16 protein-coding genes are annotated in these 19,189 nt (G+C 29.2%); 4 read left to right on the top strand and 12 right to left on the bottom strand.

Annotated features, from left to right (window positions below):
- The first annotated feature begins 12 nt into the window (after positions 1-12).
- Genes KMP12_RS01990 through KMP12_RS02005 form a run of 4 tightly spaced genes read left to right on the top strand, consistent with a single transcriptional unit; the run spans position 13 to position 2,752 of the window.
- Positions 13-294: a thiamine-binding protein gene (locus tag KMP12_RS01990; RefSeq protein WP_215756067.1), complete on the top strand. Its 282-nt coding sequence runs from the start codon at positions 13-15 to the stop codon at positions 292-294.
- Complete coding sequence (locus tag KMP12_RS01995) at positions 266-1,045, top strand: ABC transporter permease (protein ID WP_215756068.1); 780 nt, start codon at positions 266-268, stop codon at positions 1,043-1,045. Before KMP12_RS01990 ends, KMP12_RS01995 begins: the two co-directional genes overlap by 29 nt.
- Positions 1,032-2,030, top strand: a complete 999-nt coding sequence (locus KMP12_RS02000; RefSeq protein WP_252344659.1) for an ABC transporter substrate-binding protein — start codon at positions 1,032-1,034, stop codon at positions 2,028-2,030. The genes KMP12_RS01995 and KMP12_RS02000 overlap by 14 nt, the downstream gene beginning before the upstream one ends.
- The gene (locus KMP12_RS02005; protein WP_215756069.1) at positions 2,030-2,752 is read left to right on the top strand and encodes an ABC transporter ATP-binding protein; all 723 of its coding nucleotides are present in this window, start codon (positions 2,030-2,032) and stop codon (positions 2,750-2,752) included. Before KMP12_RS02000 ends, KMP12_RS02005 begins: the two co-directional genes overlap by 1 nt.
- 1,291 nt (positions 2,753-4,043) lie before the next feature.
- Here KMP12_RS02005 and rho read toward each other — a convergent pair.
- The 12 genes from rho to argS all read right to left on the bottom strand — a co-directional run bounded on the left by rho (position 4,044) and on the right by argS (position 19,110).
- Positions 4,044-5,312 (bottom strand): transcription termination factor Rho, encoded by a 1,269-nt coding sequence (gene rho / locus KMP12_RS02010; protein WP_215756070.1) that lies wholly within the window; start codon positions 5,310-5,312, stop codon positions 4,044-4,046.
- A 149-nt stretch (positions 5,313-5,461) separates the two neighbouring features.
- Positions 5,462-5,635: a hypothetical protein gene (locus KMP12_RS07475; RefSeq protein ID WP_252344660.1), complete on the bottom strand. Its 174-nt coding sequence runs from the start codon at positions 5,633-5,635 to the stop codon at positions 5,462-5,464.
- A gap of 272 nt (positions 5,636-5,907) precedes the next feature.
- A complete protein-coding gene (locus KMP12_RS07480; protein ID WP_252344661.1) occupies positions 5,908-6,210 on the bottom strand; it encodes an EamA family transporter in 303 nt (100 codons plus the stop codon).
- 95 nt (positions 6,211-6,305) lie between these two features.
- The gene (locus tag KMP12_RS02020; protein WP_252344662.1) at positions 6,306-7,667 is read right to left on the bottom strand and encodes a hypothetical protein; all 1,362 of its coding nucleotides are present in this window, start codon (positions 7,665-7,667) and stop codon (positions 6,306-6,308) included.
- Positions 7,660-8,460 (bottom strand): 6-phosphogluconolactonase, encoded by an 801-nt coding sequence (locus KMP12_RS02025; protein WP_215756071.1) that lies wholly within the window; start codon positions 8,458-8,460, stop codon positions 7,660-7,662. The genes KMP12_RS02020 and KMP12_RS02025 overlap by 8 nt, the downstream gene beginning before the upstream one ends.
- 60 nt (positions 8,461-8,520) lie before the next feature.
- Positions 8,521-9,051 carry a hypothetical protein gene (locus KMP12_RS02030; protein ID WP_252344663.1) on the bottom strand — a complete coding sequence of 177 codons (531 nt, stop codon included), beginning with the start codon at positions 9,049-9,051 and terminating at the stop codon, positions 8,521-8,523.
- A gap of 19 nt (positions 9,052-9,070) precedes the next feature.
- Positions 9,071-9,769, bottom strand: coding sequence for a peptidoglycan editing factor PgeF (gene pgeF / locus KMP12_RS02035; protein WP_215756072.1), 699 nt, complete (start codon positions 9,767-9,769; stop codon positions 9,071-9,073).
- Positions 9,770-10,077: 308 nt separating this feature from the next.
- Complete coding sequence (locus tag KMP12_RS02040; protein WP_215756073.1) at positions 10,078-14,418, bottom strand: PolC-type DNA polymerase III; 4,341 nt, start codon at positions 14,416-14,418, stop codon at positions 10,078-10,080.
- A 113-nt stretch (positions 14,419-14,531) separates the two neighbouring features.
- A complete protein-coding gene (locus KMP12_RS02045; RefSeq protein ID WP_215756074.1) occupies positions 14,532-16,226 on the bottom strand; it encodes a proline--tRNA ligase in 1,695 nt (564 codons plus the stop codon).
- Positions 16,227-16,381: 155 nt separating this feature from the next.
- Entirely contained in the window at positions 16,382-16,933 is a 552-nt protein-coding gene (locus KMP12_RS02050) for a histidine phosphatase family protein (RefSeq protein ID WP_215756075.1), read from the bottom strand.
- A 64-nt stretch (positions 16,934-16,997) separates the two neighbouring features.
- Positions 16,998-17,459, bottom strand: coding sequence for a DNA-directed RNA polymerase subunit delta (gene rpoE / locus KMP12_RS02055; protein WP_215756076.1), 462 nt, complete (start codon positions 17,457-17,459; stop codon positions 16,998-17,000).
- Between the two features lie 13 nt (positions 17,460-17,472).
- Positions 17,473-19,110 carry an arginine--tRNA ligase gene (gene argS, locus KMP12_RS02060; protein ID WP_305798195.1) on the bottom strand — a complete coding sequence of 546 codons (1,638 nt, stop codon included), beginning with the start codon at positions 19,108-19,110 and terminating at the stop codon, positions 17,473-17,475.
- Between the last annotated feature and the right edge of the window lie 79 nt (positions 19,111-19,189).

The raw sequence follows: 19,189 nt of genomic DNA on the forward strand, positions 1-19,189 counted from the left end.
AGGTTTTTTATTTTGCTAAATTGTAGCATTGCTTTACAAATTTTACCACTTGGTAGGGAGGATAGGATAGAAATTATTGATAAGGTCATATATTTTTTAAAAAGTAGGCATGACAAGATTGTGGTTTCTCCTTTTGAAACGGTTATTGAGGGGGAATTTAATTATCTCATGGATAGCTTGAAAATGGCTATAGACTTAGCTGGGAAAGAACATAAAAATATATTTGCCAACGTGAAAATAAACTATGGAGAGATTATGACGTCTTATGAAAAAATTAAAAAATTTGATAAATAGACATATTAGTCTAGTTACATTTTCTTTAATTATATTTATTTGGCAAATTTCTGGAAATCTTGGTTTATTACCAAAATTTATTATACCTACACCATTAGAGATAGCCAGAGCCTTTATAAAAAATTATAATCAATTATTATTTCATAGTAAAATAACAATAATAGAAGCTTTTATAGGGCTAAGTTACGGTATATTAATAGCTTGTCTTTTAGCTGTTTTAATGGATACTTTTAACTCTTTTAATAGGGCAATCTATCCCCTACTGATAATAACACAAACAGTTCCCACTATTGCCATAGCTCCTATACTGGTTTTATGGTTAGGCTACGGTATGGCTCCAAAGATAGTTTTAATAATAATAACAACTACTTTCCCAATAATAATTAGCATATTAGATGGTTTCAGAAATGCTGATGAAGACACGATACAACTTTTAAAATTGATGAAGGCTAATAAATGGCAGATAATGAAGCATGTTAAGATTCCAAATTCTTTAAGCTATTTCTATGCTGGTTTGCGTGTCAGTGTATCTTACGCCTTTATAGCGGCGGTTGTTTCTGAATGGTTGGGAGGTTTTGAAGGTCTTGGAGTATATATGATTAGGACAAAAAAACTATTTCAATACGACACAATGTTTGCAATAATTATTCTGGTATCAGCAATTAGTTTATTAAGTATGAAAATTATAAAAATTAGTGAAAAGAAACTTATTAAATGGAAATATATAGGAGAAAATGATGAAAATAATTAAAAAAATACTTTATAGCATTCTGTCACTTATTATGATAATAAGTATTACAGCTTGTGCAACAAAAAAAGAAGAAACTACAAAACTTAAAAAAGTAGATTTTATACTAGATTGGACACCTAATACTAATCACACTGGGCTATATGTAGCTAAAGAAAAGGGATATTTAAAAGAAGCTGGGATTGACTTAGATATAAAATTACCCCCAGAAGATAGTTCTTCAGACTTGGTAATAAATAACAAAGCTCCCTTTGCCATATATTTTCAAGATAGCATGGCAAACAAACTAGCAAAAGGAGCAGAAATAACTGCTGTCGCAGCAATAATAGAACATAATACATCAGGAATTATCTCAAAAAAACAGGCAAATATAACTAGACCAAAAGATTTGGAAAATAAAAAATACGGAACTTGGAATGATCCAATAGAACTTGCCATGATAAAAAATATTATGGATAAAGAAAAAGCTGACTTTAAAAAGTTAGAATTGGTTCCTAATACGGATAGCAACTCTGTTACGGCTATTGAGAATAAAGTCTTTGATGCTGCATGGATTTTTTATGCTTGGGACGGACTACTGGCTAAAAGTATGAATATAGACACAAACTTCTTTTACCTAAAAGATTTTGCCCCAGAACTTGATTATTATTCACCAGTAATAATTGCAAATAACAAGTATTTAAAAGAAAATGGTGACGAAGCCAAAAAAATAATTCAAGCAATTAAAAAAGGTTATCAGTATGCAATAGAAAATCCTAAAGAAGCTGCTGAGATACTTATTAAGTACGCTCCTGAACTAAAGGATAAAAAAGAGTTTGTTATTGAATCACAAAAATATTTAGCAAAACAATACGCTACAAATAAAGATAAATGGGGAGAAATAGACCCTGCAAGATGGAATAAATTTTATAAGTGGCTTAACGAAAATAAAATTACAGAAAATCCATTAAAAGAAAATGCTGGCTTTACGAATGAATACATAAAATAATGAAGATATTAGAAATAGAAAATTTAACTTATACCTATCCTAACAATCCAGTATTAGAAAATATAAATATGTATGTTAAAAAAGGTGAAGTCGTTTCGATAATCGGAACAAGCGGTGTAGGTAAATCAACTCTTTTTAACATCATAGCGGGAATTGAAAAATTACAAGCTGGTTCTATAAAAATAGGACAAGATAGCAATTTTATCGGAAAAGTAAGCTATATGCTCCAAAAAGATTTATTGCTAGAGCATAAAACAGTTATAAGAAATATTGCCCTACCCCTTATTATAAGAGGGGTGAAAAAAGAAGAAGCCCTTAAAGAAGCAGAGGAGAAGCTCATTCAATTCGGTTTAGAAAAATATAAGGACAAGTACCCAAAAGAACTAAGTGGTGGCATGCGACAAAGAATAGCTCTACTAAGAACCTATATGTTTAAGGAAAAATTATTTTTACTAGATGAAGCCTTTAGTGCCTTAGACGCTATTACAAAAAGAGAGCTACACCAGTGGTATTTGGATATTCATAAAAAATTAGGGCTAACAAGTCTAATAATTACCCACGATATAGAAGAAGCTATAAATCTAAGCGATAGAATATACATTTTAAAAAATAAACCAGGTCAACTAGTTGATGAAGTAGTAATAACTTTCGACGAAACAGAAGATATAGACTACCAAAAACTAAAATTTAAAAAAGCAATATTACAAAAATTAGGAATATAAAAAAAAAGTATTGATTAGAAAAGCTAATCAATACTTTTATTTTTAAAATTTTAAAAGGAATAAATATTTCTTTGGAAATACTTGTTATAAAGTTTACTTATCTAGTTTATTACATATTTTAAAAATTTTTCCGAAAGAAAAACAATAAAAAATTAAATTTAGAGCAATTTATAATTTATACTTTTTAATATTTATTCCCTTCCTCATCTTATTAAATTCAAGTAAATGATAGAAAAACAAAAATAATAATATTAGGTCTAGTCCTAAACTTAGAAAATAATATCTCGCTTCTTTAGTATCTGTTCTAAGACCTTCTATATTTTCATATAGCATAGCCTTAGCTAAAAATACGTCAATAATATTACTATTTCTATATGATAATCCATAATTACATTTTGTAGTTCATATTTTTTATCTTCAAACGAAACTGTGATCTTATATTCGGTAGTTCCCCCTATTTTTTATAATAAATTCCCTCTACCTTTTTACCCTTGCTTTTAGTGGTTTAAATTCTAGATTTGTATTATAAGTTTTTGCCCATAAATAAAATGAAATAGTTAAGCCTAGTAATAAGAATATAAAGCTAAAATAGACTTTTAAAAATTTTTTATTTTTTTCATTTTTATTTTATACCTATAAATATTTTCTTATTATTTCTAAATTTAAAGTATATTTAATTTTGCTTATTTTCTGTAATACTGATTAAATATTTTAATTATTTATTTTTTAAATTATATTCATACACACAAGAATCTAATTCAATTTCAAAAAATTAATTTTTTAGTAGCCACTAATCTAAATTTAAATTTTTAATAAAATTTTCTAGCTTTATGGTTTTGAGATAAAATTAAGACTTTAGTTTTCTTATAATCTTTTAGCAATATATTTAAGGCTTTTGAAATAGCTGATGTCCTATATCCCTATTTTGATATTCTTTAAGAATATATAACATAAATTTCTCCATCATTTTCATTTAGCCTATATTTTCCAAAACTATATCTCCTACTTGCGCCACATAAATATTCGCTTTTTTATTTTTTATAATATTTTTATTAGCTTCAAGCACATATCCCCACTTATATTAGCCAGCTTGTCTTTAGGAATTAAGTATTTATATGTATTACTCCATTCTCTAGCATGAATTTTACTTATTTCTAGTACTTCATCAATATTTGCTATTCTTATTTCCGTAATATTTCTTCCATAAATTTTATTTATATAGGATTTAATAATTAGTAAAATTTTTTTGAATATTTTTATAATAAATTAACTTTATATAGTTATAAATATTTTATTTATTAATAAATTTTAACATTTCTTCAACATATTCTTTATTAGTATCATGTTTTTTTAGATGATTAAGGACTGCTATAGCTGGTTCTGAAACGTCTGCTAGTTTTAATCTTGTTTGGTTAATTACTGCAATTTCATCTTCTGTTAGTAGTAATTCTTCTTTTCTTGTTGAACTTTTTGCAAAATCAATGGCTGGATAAATTCTTTTTCTTGCCAAGTCTGGAGAAAGGACTAATTCCATATTTCCTGTCCCCTTAAATTCTTCAAATATTAAATCGTCCATACGAGAACCAGTATCTACTAAAGCCGTCGCTATAATTGTTAGACTTCCGCCACCTTCTACATTACGGGCTGCGCCAAAAAATGATTTTGGTTTGTGCAAGCTATAGGGGTCAACTCCTCCAGAAAGTACCTTGCCACTGCTTGGCGAAACTATGTTATAGGCTCTTGCTAGTCTTGTTATACTGTCCATTAATATTATCACATCTTGCCCAAGTTCAACTCGTCTTTTGGCGTGTTCAATCACTAATTCTGCAACTCTGACATGATTTTCTGGTTTTTCATCAAAGGTAGAACTTACAACCTCAGCCCCTTGAACAGAACCTTCCATGTCTGTTACTTCTTCAGGTCTTTCATCAATAAGTAAAATAATTAATTTTTTATCGGGATAATTTTTACGAATTGCGTTGGCAATTTCTTTTATTAATGTGGTTTTTCCAACTTTTGGTGGTGCAACTATTAAGCCACGTTGTCCAAATCCAATAGGGCTTACCAAGTCTATAAATCTAGTAGATAATTTTTCTTTTGTTGTTTCTAATTTTATTTTTTGATTGGGGTAGATAGGAGTAAGGGCTTGAAAATGGGGACGTGATTTTATTTCTTCAGCATTTACACCATTTATAAAATCAACTTGAAGAAGACCGTAGTAGCGTTCATTTTCTTTGGGCTTACGAACTTTACCAGTAACTTCATCGCCTTTTTTTAATTCAAAGCGTCTAATCTGTGATGAAGAAATATAAATATCAACTTCGCCCTTATTGTAATTTACCGTTCGTAAAAATCCAAAACCTTGTTCCTGGTGAATATCATCTAAAGCGCCTGTTAAGTAGTAGTTGCCGTCTTTTTCCATTTGTTTTTCTAATATGGCAAGCACCAACTCTTTTTTATTTAATGTTGAATAACGTTCTACTTTCAAATCTTTGGCAAGTAGGGTCAATTCTTTTGTTGTCATAGTCTTGTATAAGTCATCAAAACTTTTATAGTCCATTTTTTTCTCCTTAAAATTTTTATAAAAAAAGAATATTAGCAAATACTAATATTCTCATCGCTATCTATATTTTATTAATTTTATAATATTATTGCAAGTAAACTATTTTTTGTTAAGTATGAGTACCGATGATAAAATAATTACTATTCCTAATATGTCATAAAAAAAATTTTTTTCTTCCTAAGAGGATAAAAGAAAAAAATAATAGCAACTATGGCTTCAAAGCAACTAACTATGCTTCCTCTAACTGCTCCAATAAGTTGAACAACTTCTAGGTATATTGAAAATAATAGTATCTTACCAAAAACTATAACTCCGAACATGGCAAAAAATCAATAAGATTAAATCCTGCTGGAATATAAAAACTGCCAGTTGCTATTTGAATAACAAGACCAGCAATAAAAAATCCCCAAGCTACTGTTAAGATAGAACCGTATTTTTTATTAGGTCTATTGATAAAATATTATAAGATGCCAAGCCGAGTGCAGAAAATATTCCCCAAAACAGCCCCCAAGGAGATATTATAATATTATAAAAATTTAGGTGAGTTGCTATAAAGTACCAAAAAACGATAAAAAGATAGCAAGCAGTTCATTCAAAACTGGCAATCTTTTTTAGCGATGCAATAATAGAACATAATCATTGTAGGTCCTAAATATTGCAGGATAGTGGCTATTGATGAGTTAGTATATTTTATTGATAAAAAATAAATTCCTTGACAAATAAGCAGACCTAAAAAAGCAAAATTTATTAATTTTATTACATCTTTTTTGTTGGCAAAGGGACTAAAAATTTTCTTTATTTTCTTTGGTGTAGAGAATAAGTAACATATAAAGCCCGAATAAAATATGCGATTGCTTATTGTCCAAGTTGAATTAAGTTTAGAAACATTGAGCAAGTATTCTCCTAAAACTCCAGATAGTCCCTAAAAACTTGCACCTAAAAGAGCATAAATAATTCCTTTTCTATAATCACTTAAAATTTTTTCATTTTCTAGTCATTACCTTCTAAGTCTTTATTATCAAATAATTTTAAATTTTTGGCTACCAAGTCATCACTATTTTCGATAATATCTTCATAGGTCATTAAGTCATTTACTAAAATTGTTGTGAATATGGTAATGATTTTTTTGAAGGACACAATCATATTGCCACAAGTATAAAAATTAGCTTCTAAATTATGATTTATAAAACCAAATGGGGAGTACCAAAAACCGTAACCTATATTTTCTCTTTCTTTTAAAAATTTTTCTGTTTCTTCTTTGGGATAACCCTTTATTATTGATATTGGATAGAGTAAACTCAGTAATTTTATGTCTTTTAGGGGCTTATTTCCTTTTGTTCTGCATACAGAATAAATATCCAAGGCCTTGCCGGTTAATATTTTATCCTTAAAAATTTCAAAAGTGTAACCAGTTTTTTCTTCTAGTTCTTTTTTGTAATTTTTTTCTATATCTTCTTCATCAAAATCTATGGAACGACGACCATTAAATAAGTTTTCTTTTTGCAAGTATAAATAAGCCTTTAATTCCTCTTGTGAGGTTGATAAGGATAGCAAAGGATTACTGGTGATAAAGGAACTTTTCTTAGATTCAAAGGCTATGAAATAAAGTTTTTTCTTGGTAAAATATTTTACAATTTTTGCCAAAGAAATTTCTTCATCTAAGACTATTTGATTCTTTCTTGACAGGGCTATTCTTTTAAAAATATTATTTTCTATTTGTTCTAAGGCTTCTTTTATGTTATCTTGCCAAACTTCTGGATATATTTCTCTTACTGATTTTGGCTGGATTAATCTCAAGGGTATAAATTCTTTATTTGCAATTTTTCTTAAAAATACTATTCTATCTTGCCATTGTTTAGAAAAATCTACATCTTTTTTGTTTTTAAAAAATAGTGTAAATAAAATTTCTTCATCCTTAAAAACTGCTAGTATGCTGGGTATCACAAAAATAGTGTCGCTAAAATCTATCCACTCTTGTGATTTTTTATTATTACCAGCAGAAACACCACCATACATGCCAAAATAATCGTTTGAAAAATCATCAATATTTATTTTGCTTGTTTGGGACATTAGATTTTCAAAATCTGATGTTATGGTATCATTTTTATAATTGGTTAGAAAATCATTAGAATCAAAATTCCAAGTATATTCATGCCCTATTCCTATAATCATATCCTTGGCATTGGGTCTTTTAATGGCAAATCTTTTTCCCTTTTTTTCGTAAAATATGGTTAGAAAGTCGTAGGCTGTTATATTATTTTTTATTTTAAAACTAACTGCTACTGTATCTTTTAGGTCAAGCTTGCTAAAATCGTAATCAATTATATGTTTATAGTCATTAATATTATTCATCTTCCTTAGCTATGTACTTCTCTACTTTCATTTGTTCTACTAATTCTTTTTTCTTGCGTTGTTTTTCTTTGATTAGCTTATTCACTTCCTCTTCTGACTTATAACCCGCGTCCTTATCCACAAAGATAGTTAAATTTTTGTGATTTTTTAATAAAGAGATTGGGCTTTTATCTTCATTTTCTTCAAAGATATTAGCAACATATTCTTTTTTATCACTGCCTATGGCTATTAAAAATATATTTCTTGCTGACATGATATTGTCATAACCCATAGCTACTACCTTATCACTATTTAGCTTGAAACCATATTTTTCTATTAAATTATTTTTTTCATAAGATGATAATTCGTAAATATGCACATCACTATTTTCTTCTGTTACCCTGTTATAATTTAAAATATAGCCTGCCTTGTCTATAAATAAAATTGCTACATCAATAGGATTTTCTTTGAGTATCTCCTTGTATAAATATATATCTTCTTCTTTTTGGTATTCAGGTGAAAATATATTTTTATAGTCCACTTCAAGAGGCTTGTAAAGATTTTTTCTCATAAGTCTATACAGACCAAAATCTTCTTCCTTGTCCATATTAAGAAATTCTTTTTGACCGATAAAAATAACATGATTGTAGTTGTATTTACCGTTAATATGTTCATCTACTATTCTTTTTTCAAACTGACTACCCAATATTTTTTCAGAAAAAGAAAAAACTGCACCGGCTTCTATAAATTTTTCTAATTCGTCATAAACTCGATTAAAAACAGCTTGCTCACTATTACATACTATATATTTCAATTTTTTTCTCCATTTATTTTATTTTACACTTAATTATATCATATTTTTTAGCCCTAGTAGCTAACCTACAAAAACTAAATATTTTTTACAAATATCCACAAAAAATTCTTTATAATTACCTTCGTCCAATAAACTTTTTTGAAATTCATCAACTATATAATCACTATCAGCTTCCATAAGCCCTATTAATCTTTCAAAAGTATCCAAAAAATGTTCTTCTGGAGCATTGATTATGTAATTAAATTTTTGTTGGGCAAAAAAGGGTGCAAAAACTTGCTGAAATGCCCCCTGTTTTATCTTATAAATTAATTTTTTCCCAGCCACTTCAAATAAATCCTTGTTATCTTCAACAAAAATTCTAGCTTTTTCATAGTTGGTAAAAAATTGAACTGCTACACTTCCCTTGTATTCTCTTATTAATGGTAGGTGATAGCCATTTTGTTCGTAACTTGCCTTATCAAGCACTATAAAATGTTCCCCCATATTCCAAAATTCTCTTGCTATATGATAAAATGCCAATCGCCAAGCATCAGAACCCAGAGGAATTTTTTTAAAACTGCTTATTTGCTCAACTATTTTTATATCGTCCATTATTTTGCCTCCTAGTTTCTTATTTTTTCAACTCGATTACTGTGGCTATTCTTTTTTCTGTTCCCTTGTCTTTTCTATAAGATAAAAATTTATCATTATCTGCAACAGTACAAAAACCACTTGAAGAAATATTTTTTTCCAAAATACCAGCTTTAATTAAAAAATATTTATTAATAGTTTCTAAATCTAAAAAATAAGAATTTTCTATTCTTTTATAGTAGTTCTTGATATTAAATTTAGAAAATTTTTCTATAAGTTCAAGTGATACTTGATAATTATTAATACTGATATGTGGGGCAAGAAAGACTTGAATATCTTTTTCAGAAGATGTGTAAATATTTTTCATTTTGCTAACTACTTGAGAAGCTATTTTGTCATAAGTTCCCCTCCAACCTGCATGGGCTAGGGCAACAACTTTTTTTGTTTTGTCATAAAATATAAGTGGCAGGCAATCTGCTGTGAAAATTAGTAAAGGGGTATTTACTTTGTCAGTTATTAGGGCATCGCACTCTGTTGAAAAATTAATAATATTTGAATTTACCAACTCTACTTTAGAACCATGAACCTGTTTAGCATAAGATAATTTATCAACATTAAAACTATACTTACTCAAAACTTTTTTTATATCTTCAATATTTTTTCCGTCAACTTCTCTTTTTGTAAAAGCAAATTTTACCCTCTCATCTTCATACAAATACAAATATTTTTCTTCTCTCATAAAATCCTCTGTTTATTTGAATATTAACTATATTATAAACTATTCCTAAGATAAAAGTAAAATTAATTGTAATTCTTGAGAAAAAATAAATAAAATATTATTTTAAAAATTTAAATTTAATATTTATATAAAAAATACATACTAAGCTACTGAAAAATTTTACTTGCAAAATATTTTATTTATAGACTTGACTTGATAAAAAATATTTTATCTTTTCTAACTAAAATTGTAAATAATTTACAAAAAAATATTTAGTGAGAATTTTTATCCCACTAAATATTATCTAGCATTTAATTTATTTGATATTTTTAAAATAATTCATCGAAGAATGATAATTGTGCTTTTTCTGGTAGTCCTTTAAAAGTTCCTAAGTCTTTTAAATATTCCATTATAGTTGTAGAAACTCCGCCCCTTTTAGAAAAATCTTCCACGGATAAAAAGGCTTTTTCTTCTCTAGCTTGAACAATTCTTAGGGCGACACTTTTACCGAGTGAAGGAACTATTGAAAATGGAGGTATCAGTGTATCACCTTCTATTACATAGTCAAAACTTTGAGATTTTTCTAAATTTATTCCTGCAAATTTATAACCACGTTGCAACATTTCATAAGCTAGTTCATAACTTACTAAAGAATCCAAATCTTTACCAGAAACTTGACTTTTATCTGTTTCTTTTATTTCTTTTATTCTTTTAGCTAAAAATTCTTTACCCTTAACTACTGTTTTTATGTCATAATCATTTGCTCTTACTGAGAAATATGCACAGTAATAAATTATTGGGTGGTAGACTTTAAACCAGGCAATTCTAAGTGCCATTAGTACATAGGCTGCGGCGTGAGCCTTAGGGAACATGTATTTAATTTTTTTGCAAGAATTTATATACCATTCAGGAACATTATTGGCACGCATAGCTTCTTCCCATTCTTCTTTTAGACCTCTGCCCTTACGAACACTTTCCATAATTGTAAATGCTAAACTTTCTTCTAATCCTGCATAAATTAAGTAAACCATAATGTCATCCCGACAACCTATAACTTCTTTTAAAGTACAAATTTCTTTTTTTATAAGTTCGTGGGCATTCCCCAACCAAACATCTGTACCATGCGATAACCCTGAAATTTGTACCAATTCTGAATAAGTTGTTGGTTTGGTATCTTGAAGCATTTGAATTACAAAACCTGTTCCAAATTCTGGAATACCTAAAGTTCCTGTTGCACAACCTAAATCTTTACTTGTAACACCTAAAACATCAGGAGAAGAAAAAATCTTCATAACTTCTTTATCAGAAACATCAATTTCAGTAGGATTAATTCCTGATAGGTCTTGTAATTTTCTAATCATGGTCGGGTCATCATGACCTAAAATATCAAATTTTAATATGTTGTCATGAATAGAGTGAAAATCAAAATGTGTCGTAAGCCAAGCACTGTTTGCATCATCTGCTGGATATTGATATGGAGTAAAATCAAAAATTTCCATATCATTTGGCACAACCAAAATTCCTCCTGGATGTTGCCCTGTAGTTCGCTTAACTCCTTCACAACCAGTAGCTATTCTTTCTAAATCGACATCGCGTTTTTCTATATCATTTTTCTCAAAATATTCTCTTGTAAATGAATAGGCTGTTTTTTTTGCAACTGTTGATATGGTTCCTGCTCGATAAACATAATCTTCTCCAAAAATTTCTTTTGTAAAATTATGTGCCGTCGGTTGATACTCTCCTGAAAAATTCAAATCAATATCGGGTACCTTATCTCCTTTAAATCCTAAAAAAGTTTCAAAGGGGATATCTTGTCCATCTTTTTTCATCTTAGTTTGACAGTGAGGACAATTTTTATTCGGCAAGTCAAAACCAGATGCGTATTCACCCTTTAAGAAAAATTCGCTGTGCTGGCATTTAGGGCAAACATAATGAGGTACTAAGGGATTTACTTCTGTAATATCCATCATGGTAGCGACCAAAGAAGAACCAACAGAACCCCTAGAACCTACTAAGTAGCCATCGGATAAAGATTTTTTTACTAATTTACTAGAAATTAAATATACAACTGAAAATCCATTATTAATTATAGAATTTAATTCTTTTTCTAATCTTTTTTCTACTATTTCTGGCAACTTGCCCCCATATATTTTTCGAGCTTTTTCATAACTCATATTTCTTACTTCATCTTCTGCACCCTCAATTTTTGGAGTGTATAACTTATCTTTTAAGGGAACAACTACATCAATCATATTATTAATTTTATGGGTATTATTTATTACAATATCCTCAATTAATTTTTTATCATTTAAAAATGAAAATTCAGCCAACATTTCATCAGTTGTTAATAGATTAGAAACTGGCATAATATCTCTTGCGGCAGGATTATTTTTAACCGTAAGTCTTAGAATTTGGCGATAAACTTGTTGATAACTATCAAGATAATAAACATCGCCTGTGGCAACTACAATTTTGCCTTGCTGTTTAGCTAAATTTATTAGTCTTTTTATCTCATTTTTTAATTCTTCTTTATCAGCCAAACGTTCTTCATTTATAAATCTTTCGTAATGATGCAGGGGTTGAACTTCTATATAATCATAAAATTTAAGGGTTTCTATAATTTTATCCTGGCGTGAATTTAATAATTCTTCAAAAACTTCATTGGCAGAATTGCCACTTCCAATTAAAAGATTTTGGCGATATTTTTCAAGTAAACTACGGGGAATAGTTGGTTTCCCTGAAGATAAAAATTGTGTTGAACTATAAGACACCAATCTAAATAAATCTTTTAGCCCTTGAGAATTTTTTACTAAGATAGAACAAGGAAAAGCACGAGATCTTTTATGGGCAGTTTCCAAATCAATAATAGTATCTATCTGGCTATGTTTTTTTATGCCAAGTTCATCTAATTGATTTAACATTTTAACAAATATTCCTGATGTTGTTCTTGTGTCATAAATGGCTCTGTGGTGTTGAAGCAATTTTACTTTATAAAATTTTGCCAAAGGGCTAAGTCCATGACGACTTGTTTCTTTATTGACTGCACGAGAAATAAATAGGGTATCTATACTTGCATAATGTAAATCTTTCATTATACCCAGTCGTTCAAAAGATTTCCCTATCATTCCCAAATCAAATTTAGCATTGTGAGCAACTAAAATATCATCATCATCTAACCACTTATAAAAATTTGTCATTACCTCTTCTTCAAAAGGTGCGTCTTTGACATCTTCATTACTTATGCTTGTTAGTCTTGTTATAAATTCTGAAATATTTCTGCGTGGATTAATATAAGATTCAAAACTATCAATTTCTTTTCCGTCCCTGACCTTAACTGCCGCTATTTCTATTAACTTATCACGTTCAGCAGATAGCCCAGTCGTTTCAACGTCAAACACTACATAGGTTGCATCCTTTAATAGAATATCTTTTTTGTTTGTTGTTGCTCGGATACCGTCATCTATAATAAAGGCATTCAGACCGTAAATAGCTTTTATATCTTTGCCCTTAGTTGATAAACAAATTTCTGGATAAGCCTGAACTCCGTAAGTGTCGGTAAAGGCTATGGCAGCATGCCCCCAAGTCAAAGCTCTTTTAATATAATCACCAGCAAAATCTACTCCATCTAGTGAGGACATTTTCGTATGAAGATTTAATTCGATACGTTTTTTCCCTTCATGAGTATCCATTTTTTCTTCTTTAGTTGCCAGTTCAATAGCTCGAGGTTCTATTACCGTATCATTCAAATAATTATCGTAAGATACATTACCTTCTAATTTTATCCATTGCCCCTCTTTCAAAGTGGAAATAAGCTCTATAAGAGCATTTTTTCTTGTACTCGTCTTAAATTTTGCATTATCAGCATTGAAAAAAATACGCATAATTATCGATTCTGTATAGTCTGTCAATTTAATACGATATTGTCCGCCACCCTTTCTAAATTCTATTTTTTCTATTTCAAAAATTTGACCAAAAATATTTGCTGACCCCTTATATCCTATAATATCTTTTATTTCTTGTATTTCTTCATCTGAAATAGCTTTACCAAATTTTGCTACATTAATTTTAGCGACTTCTTCTTTAACTTCTTGTTTTTTTTCATTTTCTAGGTCTATTTTTTCTAATCTAGCCAGTTCATTATTTATTTCTTCTTCTTTTTTAGTAATAATTTTTTCCAGTTTGAAATTTGCTTTTATAGATATAAGGTCTATTCCTAATTTTTTATAGATTTTTAAAAATTCTACTTCATTACTTTCTATATAATTATTCCAAATTATCGGAGTTAAAACCTTGATAATTAATTCCTTATTTTCTATTTTTGCAGTGTTAGATAAAATTAATTCTACTATTTTTTCATTTTGCAAATCAACAAATTTTTCTGCGACAACAAATGGCCAGTATTCTAAAATTTTTTCATCTGAAATAAACCCTTTAATTTTAAAATTATAGGTTACTGAATAATCTTCAAAAAAACTTTCTCTAAATTTTTTTATAAAAATTATAAAGTCATTTACGTTTGGTAAGCTCTTAACTTCAAAATTAAAAGTCCATATTTTATTTTTCTTGTCTTTAAAAATATTTTCAAGAATTATACTTGCAAAATCTTCTTTTTCTAAAAGATGATTAAGGTCTAAGGTTTTTAGTAATAAAGAAAAATGTTTATTAGTCATTTTTTATCCTCTATTTTCAATATAATTTTATCCTATCTAGTATAACATATTTCTAGTACAAAAACTAAAAGAGTAGCCAGAAAATTTAATTTCTAGCTACTCTTTTTTATTTTTTATGCGTAAAATTCTTTAATGATTTCTAATATTTTATCTGTTGAATACTCGACTTTTTCGCCCGTTTTTCTTTCTTTGATTTCAACTATATTTTCTTGAGCTTTTTTACCTACAATAATTTGTAGTGGTATCCCTATTAGGTCGGCGTCATTAAATTTCACTCCAGCACGTTCATTTCTATCATCGAATAAAACTTCTATTTTTGCATTGTTCAGTTCTTTATAAATTTTTTCTGATAGTTTCACTTGTTCTTCTTTTTTCATGTCTAAGCAAAGTAAATGAACTTGATATGGTGCTACTTCTTTTGGCCAAATTATACCGTACTCGTCATTGTGTTGTTCTATGACTGCAGATAGCAGACGTGATACTCCTATTCCGTAGCAGCCCATATAGAATGGTTGTGCTTTACCCTTGGCATCTAAATAGTTAATACCCATTGATTTAGAATATCCTTGTCCAAGTTCAAAGACTTGACCAATCTCTATACCCTTAGCAAATTTCACTTTACCTGATAAGTCTTCTGCTAAATCTCCTTCTTCTATCATACGCAAATCATAAAATCCATCTACTTCATAATCTCCTGGATTTACGTTGATGTAGTGGAATCCTTTTTTGTTGGCACCACAACTATGATTGTACATATATTTAACTGCAATGTCGGCAATCACTCTACAGTTTTTAATACCGAATGGTCCCATGTATCCCACTACTGACCCCATTGATTCTATTTCTTCTGGGCTTGCCATTTCAACTTCACTTGTTCCAGTTACTTTTTTAAATTTCAAATCATTTAATTGGTCATTACCTCGCATTAAAACTAGGTAAAGTTCTCCGTCAGCTTTTAGGGCTAAAGCTTTCATTGCACGATTAACTTCTACACCACAATAGGATGCAATTTCATCAATAGTTTCTTGGGCTGGAGTTTCTAAAAGTGAACGTTCTTTTTTCTCATAAACTGGCATTGTGTAATTTTCTTCTACAACTTTTGCAGTTTCGATATTTGCTGCATAATCTGATTCATCAGTGTAGGCTATTGTATCTTCTCCTACATCAGCCAAGGCTTGAAATTCGTGAGTGTAAGAACCACCAATATTACCTGAATCTGCCTGAACTGCACGATATTTTAAATCCATTCTATCATAAATTTTACAATATGCATTGAAGTGATCTATATAACCTTCACGCAATGACTCTGAAGAGTCGTGAAATGAATATGAATCTTTCATAATAAATTCTTTACAACGTAATAGTCCTAACCGAGGGCGAACTTCGTCACGGAATTTTGTTTGAATTTGGTAAAGTGTTAGGGGTAGTTGTTTATATGACGTTAGCATATTCTCTACCGTCTGACAAACTATTTCTTCAGAAGTAGCCTGCATGGCATAGCCTGCACCTTTTCTATCTGTAATACGCATAAGTTCATCGCCCATTTTATTCCAGCGACCTGACCTTTGCCAATATTCTTGTGCCTGTAATAAGGGCATTACAATTTCTGCTGCGTCGATAGCTTCATGTTCTTCACGAATAATTTTTTTAATTTTTTCAACAACATTGTTAGCTAAGGGCAGATAAGTATAAACGCCAGCTGAGACCTGCTTAACCATACCTGCTTTAATTAACAATTTATGACTTATTGCTTCTGCACTAGCTGGTATTTCTCTTGTAGTTGGAATGAATGTTTTCGTTTGTTTCATAATAAAATACCACCTTTTAAATTTAAATATAGCTAGATTATAACATAAATAATAAAAAAAATATATTTTTTATTAAAATTTTCAAAAAATTTTAAGCTTGTTATACATTAAAAAAACTATAAAATATATTTTTTATATTTCATAGTTAATTTTTCTTAAACATTATATTTTAACAGCTTAAATTCAGAACCGTTATATTCTAATTCATTAAGTGATGTGTTAATAATATAATTTTTATTAGGTCTTAGATTTTTACTTTCTAAAAATATTCTAGTACATGCTCCATGACAGACTACTAAAATGGTTTCGTTTTCATGAAGAACATACTTTTCTTTTAAAAATTCTTCTACTCTTTTGGCAACGTTAGTATCTAATTCTACTGAAGATAGGTCATTATTCTCTCGTCCTTTACGCCACTCTTCATAAGTTGCACCTTCAAATTTTCCATAATTTTTTTCTATCACTCTAATATCTTTTGTTATTTCAATATCAGCATTATTAGAATTATCTAGCATGTATCTGCAAGTATCATAGGCTCTATCTAAAGGACTACTGTAGGCCCTTGCTATTTTATAATCTCTTATTTTTTCTGACGCCTTAATGGCTTGATTTATCCCCTCTTGATTTAGGGGAATGTTTGTACTTCCTTGTACCAAATGATTTTTATTATAATCTGTTTCTCCATGGCGGACCATTAAAATTTTCATATCCTGCTCCTTAATAATTTATTCTATAAAAATATAGCCACGAAATGTCGTAGCTATAATATAATTAAAATTCTTCTTCCGAATCAACACTAAACTTAGATACTATTTCATCTCTTCCATATTCATTATATAGGTCTTCATCTTCTTCGTCTTCTTCCTCATCTTTTAGAAGCTCATCAACTTCATCAGTAATTTCTTCTTCATATTCTTCTGATAAATCGAAATCTTCTTCATCTAATGAGTAAGTGCTTATACTCGGTTCTGTAAAATTTTGTACATCTTCTAAAGATAATTTTTCTTTTAACATCCAGTTACCATCTTCTACACAGACAAAACGTCCGTCAACATTTAAGTCAGTATAGAAATAAGACATTTGTGATATAAATTCTTCCTCTGATAAGTTTAATTGTGGTTTGATATAATCAAAAAAGTCATAAATGTTTAATCTTTTAATATCATTTTCTACAATATATTGATAGCATTGTTCTGTGATTGATAAACTATTTACTTTTTTTAATTCTGTCATTCTTCTTCTCCTATTACATTTTTTCTGGAGCATTAACTCCTATTAATTCTAAAGCATTTTTAATTGTTATTTTTACAGCTTTTATTAGGGCAAGATAACTAGCTGTTTGTTCTTTGTTGTCAGTAATTACCTTCTTGTTACCATAAAACTTGTGGAGGGATGCTGCAAGATTTTGCATATAATTACATACCCTGTGCGGTTCATAACTTTTTGCAGCCTGAGCTACTACTTCTGGGAAATAGGCTAGATTTTTTAATATTTCCACAGAATAATCATCTGTTAAAAGTTCTTTATTATATTGTCTAGCTTCTATTTTTTGTTCATCTGCTTGACGCAAGATTGAACATATACGAGCGTGGGCATATTGAACGTAGTAAAGTGGATTATCACTACTTTGTTCTTTGGCTAAGGTAAAATCAAAATCGAGATGGGCATCTGCACTACGCATAACCAAGAAATAACGTGCAGCATCTACTCCAACTTCATCAATTAAATCTCTTATGGTTATTGATTTACCTGTACGCTTACTCATTTTTACTTCTTGACCATTTTCAAGTAATCTTACAAGTTGCATAATCAAAATTTCTAAATTGTTTGAATTATAACCAGTTGCATTTACAGATGCTTTAAGTCTTGGAACATAGCCGTGATGGTCGGCCCCAAATAAATTTATTAATTTTTCAAAACCTCTGTCGAATTTATCCTTGTGATAGGCAATATCGGGTGTGAAATATGTATAGGCACCGTCTGCTTTTATAAGAACTCTGTCTTTATCATCTCCTGTTAATAATTCAGTAGTTCTTAACCAAGTTGCACCGTCTAATTTATATAGATGCCCTAGTTCTTCTAATTTTTCTAGCGTTGCTTTTACCTTGCCACTTTCGTACAAGGAAGTTTCACTGTAAAAATTATCAAACTCTACCCTAAAATCTTTCAAATCATTTTTTAATTTTTCTAGCTGATAATTTACTGAATATGAACGCAAGAATTTAAGATATTCATCTTCTTTTTTACTTAAAAGACTATCTCCATATTCTTTAGCCAAAACTTGCCCTAATTTTACAATATCTTTTCCATTATAGGCGTCTTCTGGCATTTGTACATCAAGACCTAGAGCTTGTTTGTATCTAGCGTCAGCTGACATGCTTAAATTCTTAATTTGCTTACCAGCATCATTGACGTAAAATTCTCTTGTAACGTCATAAGAAGATTTTTTCATAATCCTAGCTAAAGAATCTGCTACCGCTCCATTACGAGCATGACCAACGTGTAAATCTCCTGTCGGATTGGCTGATACATACTCTAATAAAATTTTCTCATTATTTCCTGTTTGATTTTCTCCAAAGTTTTCATTTTTTTGAAAAACTTCAGAAAGAATATCAGCAAGATTAGATTTATTTACAAAAAAATTAATAAAACCTGGACCTGCTATTTCAATTTTTTCTACAAAACTATTTTCTTCAATATTATTTATTATTTCTTCAGCAATAATTCTAGGATTTTTTCTTAGAATTTTTGTAAGTTGCATTGCTATATTACTAGAAAAATCTCCATTACCTATATTTTTTGGAGTTTCTACATAAATATCAATATCTGCTGCACCTATTTTTTCAACAGATGACTTAAGTAAATTAATAATTTTTGCTTTCATCATTTCTCCTTGATATTTTAGTATAAAAAGCATGGGTAATAAATTTATATAGTTTACTATATCTTTTCAAATAAACATT

It is taken from the genome of Gemella sp. zg-1178 (genome assembly GCF_018790995.1).
Classification (GTDB): Bacteria; Bacillota; Bacilli; order Staphylococcales; family Gemellaceae; genus Gemelliphila.

Bases quoted from the DNA above. Each gene is read 5' to 3' on its own strand.
- KMP12_RS02030 (WP_252344663.1), bottom strand. From the start codon at position 9,051: ATGGACGATATAAAAATAGTTGAGCAAATAAGCAGTTTTAAAAAAATT.
- KMP12_RS07475 (WP_252344660.1), bottom strand. From the start codon at position 5,635: ATGTTCGGAGTTATAGTTTTTGGTAAGATACTATTATTTTCAATATAC.
- rpoE (WP_215756076.1), bottom strand. From the start codon at position 17,459: ATGACAGAATTAAAAAAAGTAAATAGTTTATCAATCACAGAACAATGC.
- KMP12_RS02050 (WP_215756075.1), bottom strand. From the start codon at position 16,933: ATGAAAATTTTAATGGTCCGCCATGGAGAAACAGATTATAATAAAAAT.
- KMP12_RS02040 (WP_215756073.1), bottom strand. From the start codon at position 14,418: ATGACTAATAAACATTTTTCTTTATTACTAAAAACCTTAGACCTTAAT.
- KMP12_RS02045 (WP_215756074.1), bottom strand. From the start codon at position 16,226: ATGAAACAAACGAAAACATTCATTCCAACTACAAGAGAAATACCAGCT.
- KMP12_RS02005 (WP_215756069.1), top strand. From the start codon at position 2,030: ATGAAGATATTAGAAATAGAAAATTTAACTTATACCTATCCTAACAAT.
- KMP12_RS01995 (WP_215756068.1), top strand. From the start codon at position 266: ATGAAAAAATTAAAAAATTTGATAAATAGACATATTAGTCTAGTTACA.
- KMP12_RS02000 (WP_252344659.1), top strand. From the start codon at position 1,032: ATGAAAATAATTAAAAAAATACTTTATAGCATTCTGTCACTTATTATG.
- pgeF (WP_215756072.1), bottom strand. From the start codon at position 9,769: ATGAGAGAAGAAAAATATTTGTATTTGTATGAAGATGAGAGGGTAAAA.
- rho (WP_215756070.1), bottom strand. From the start codon at position 5,312: ATGGACTATAAAAGTTTTGATGACTTATACAAGACTATGACAACAAAA.
- KMP12_RS02020 (WP_252344662.1), bottom strand. From the start codon at position 7,667: ATGAATAATATTAATGACTATAAACATATAATTGATTACGATTTTAGC.
- argS (WP_305798195.1), bottom strand. From the start codon at position 19,110: ATGAAAGCAAAAATTATTAATTTACTTAAGTCATCTGTTGAAAAAATA.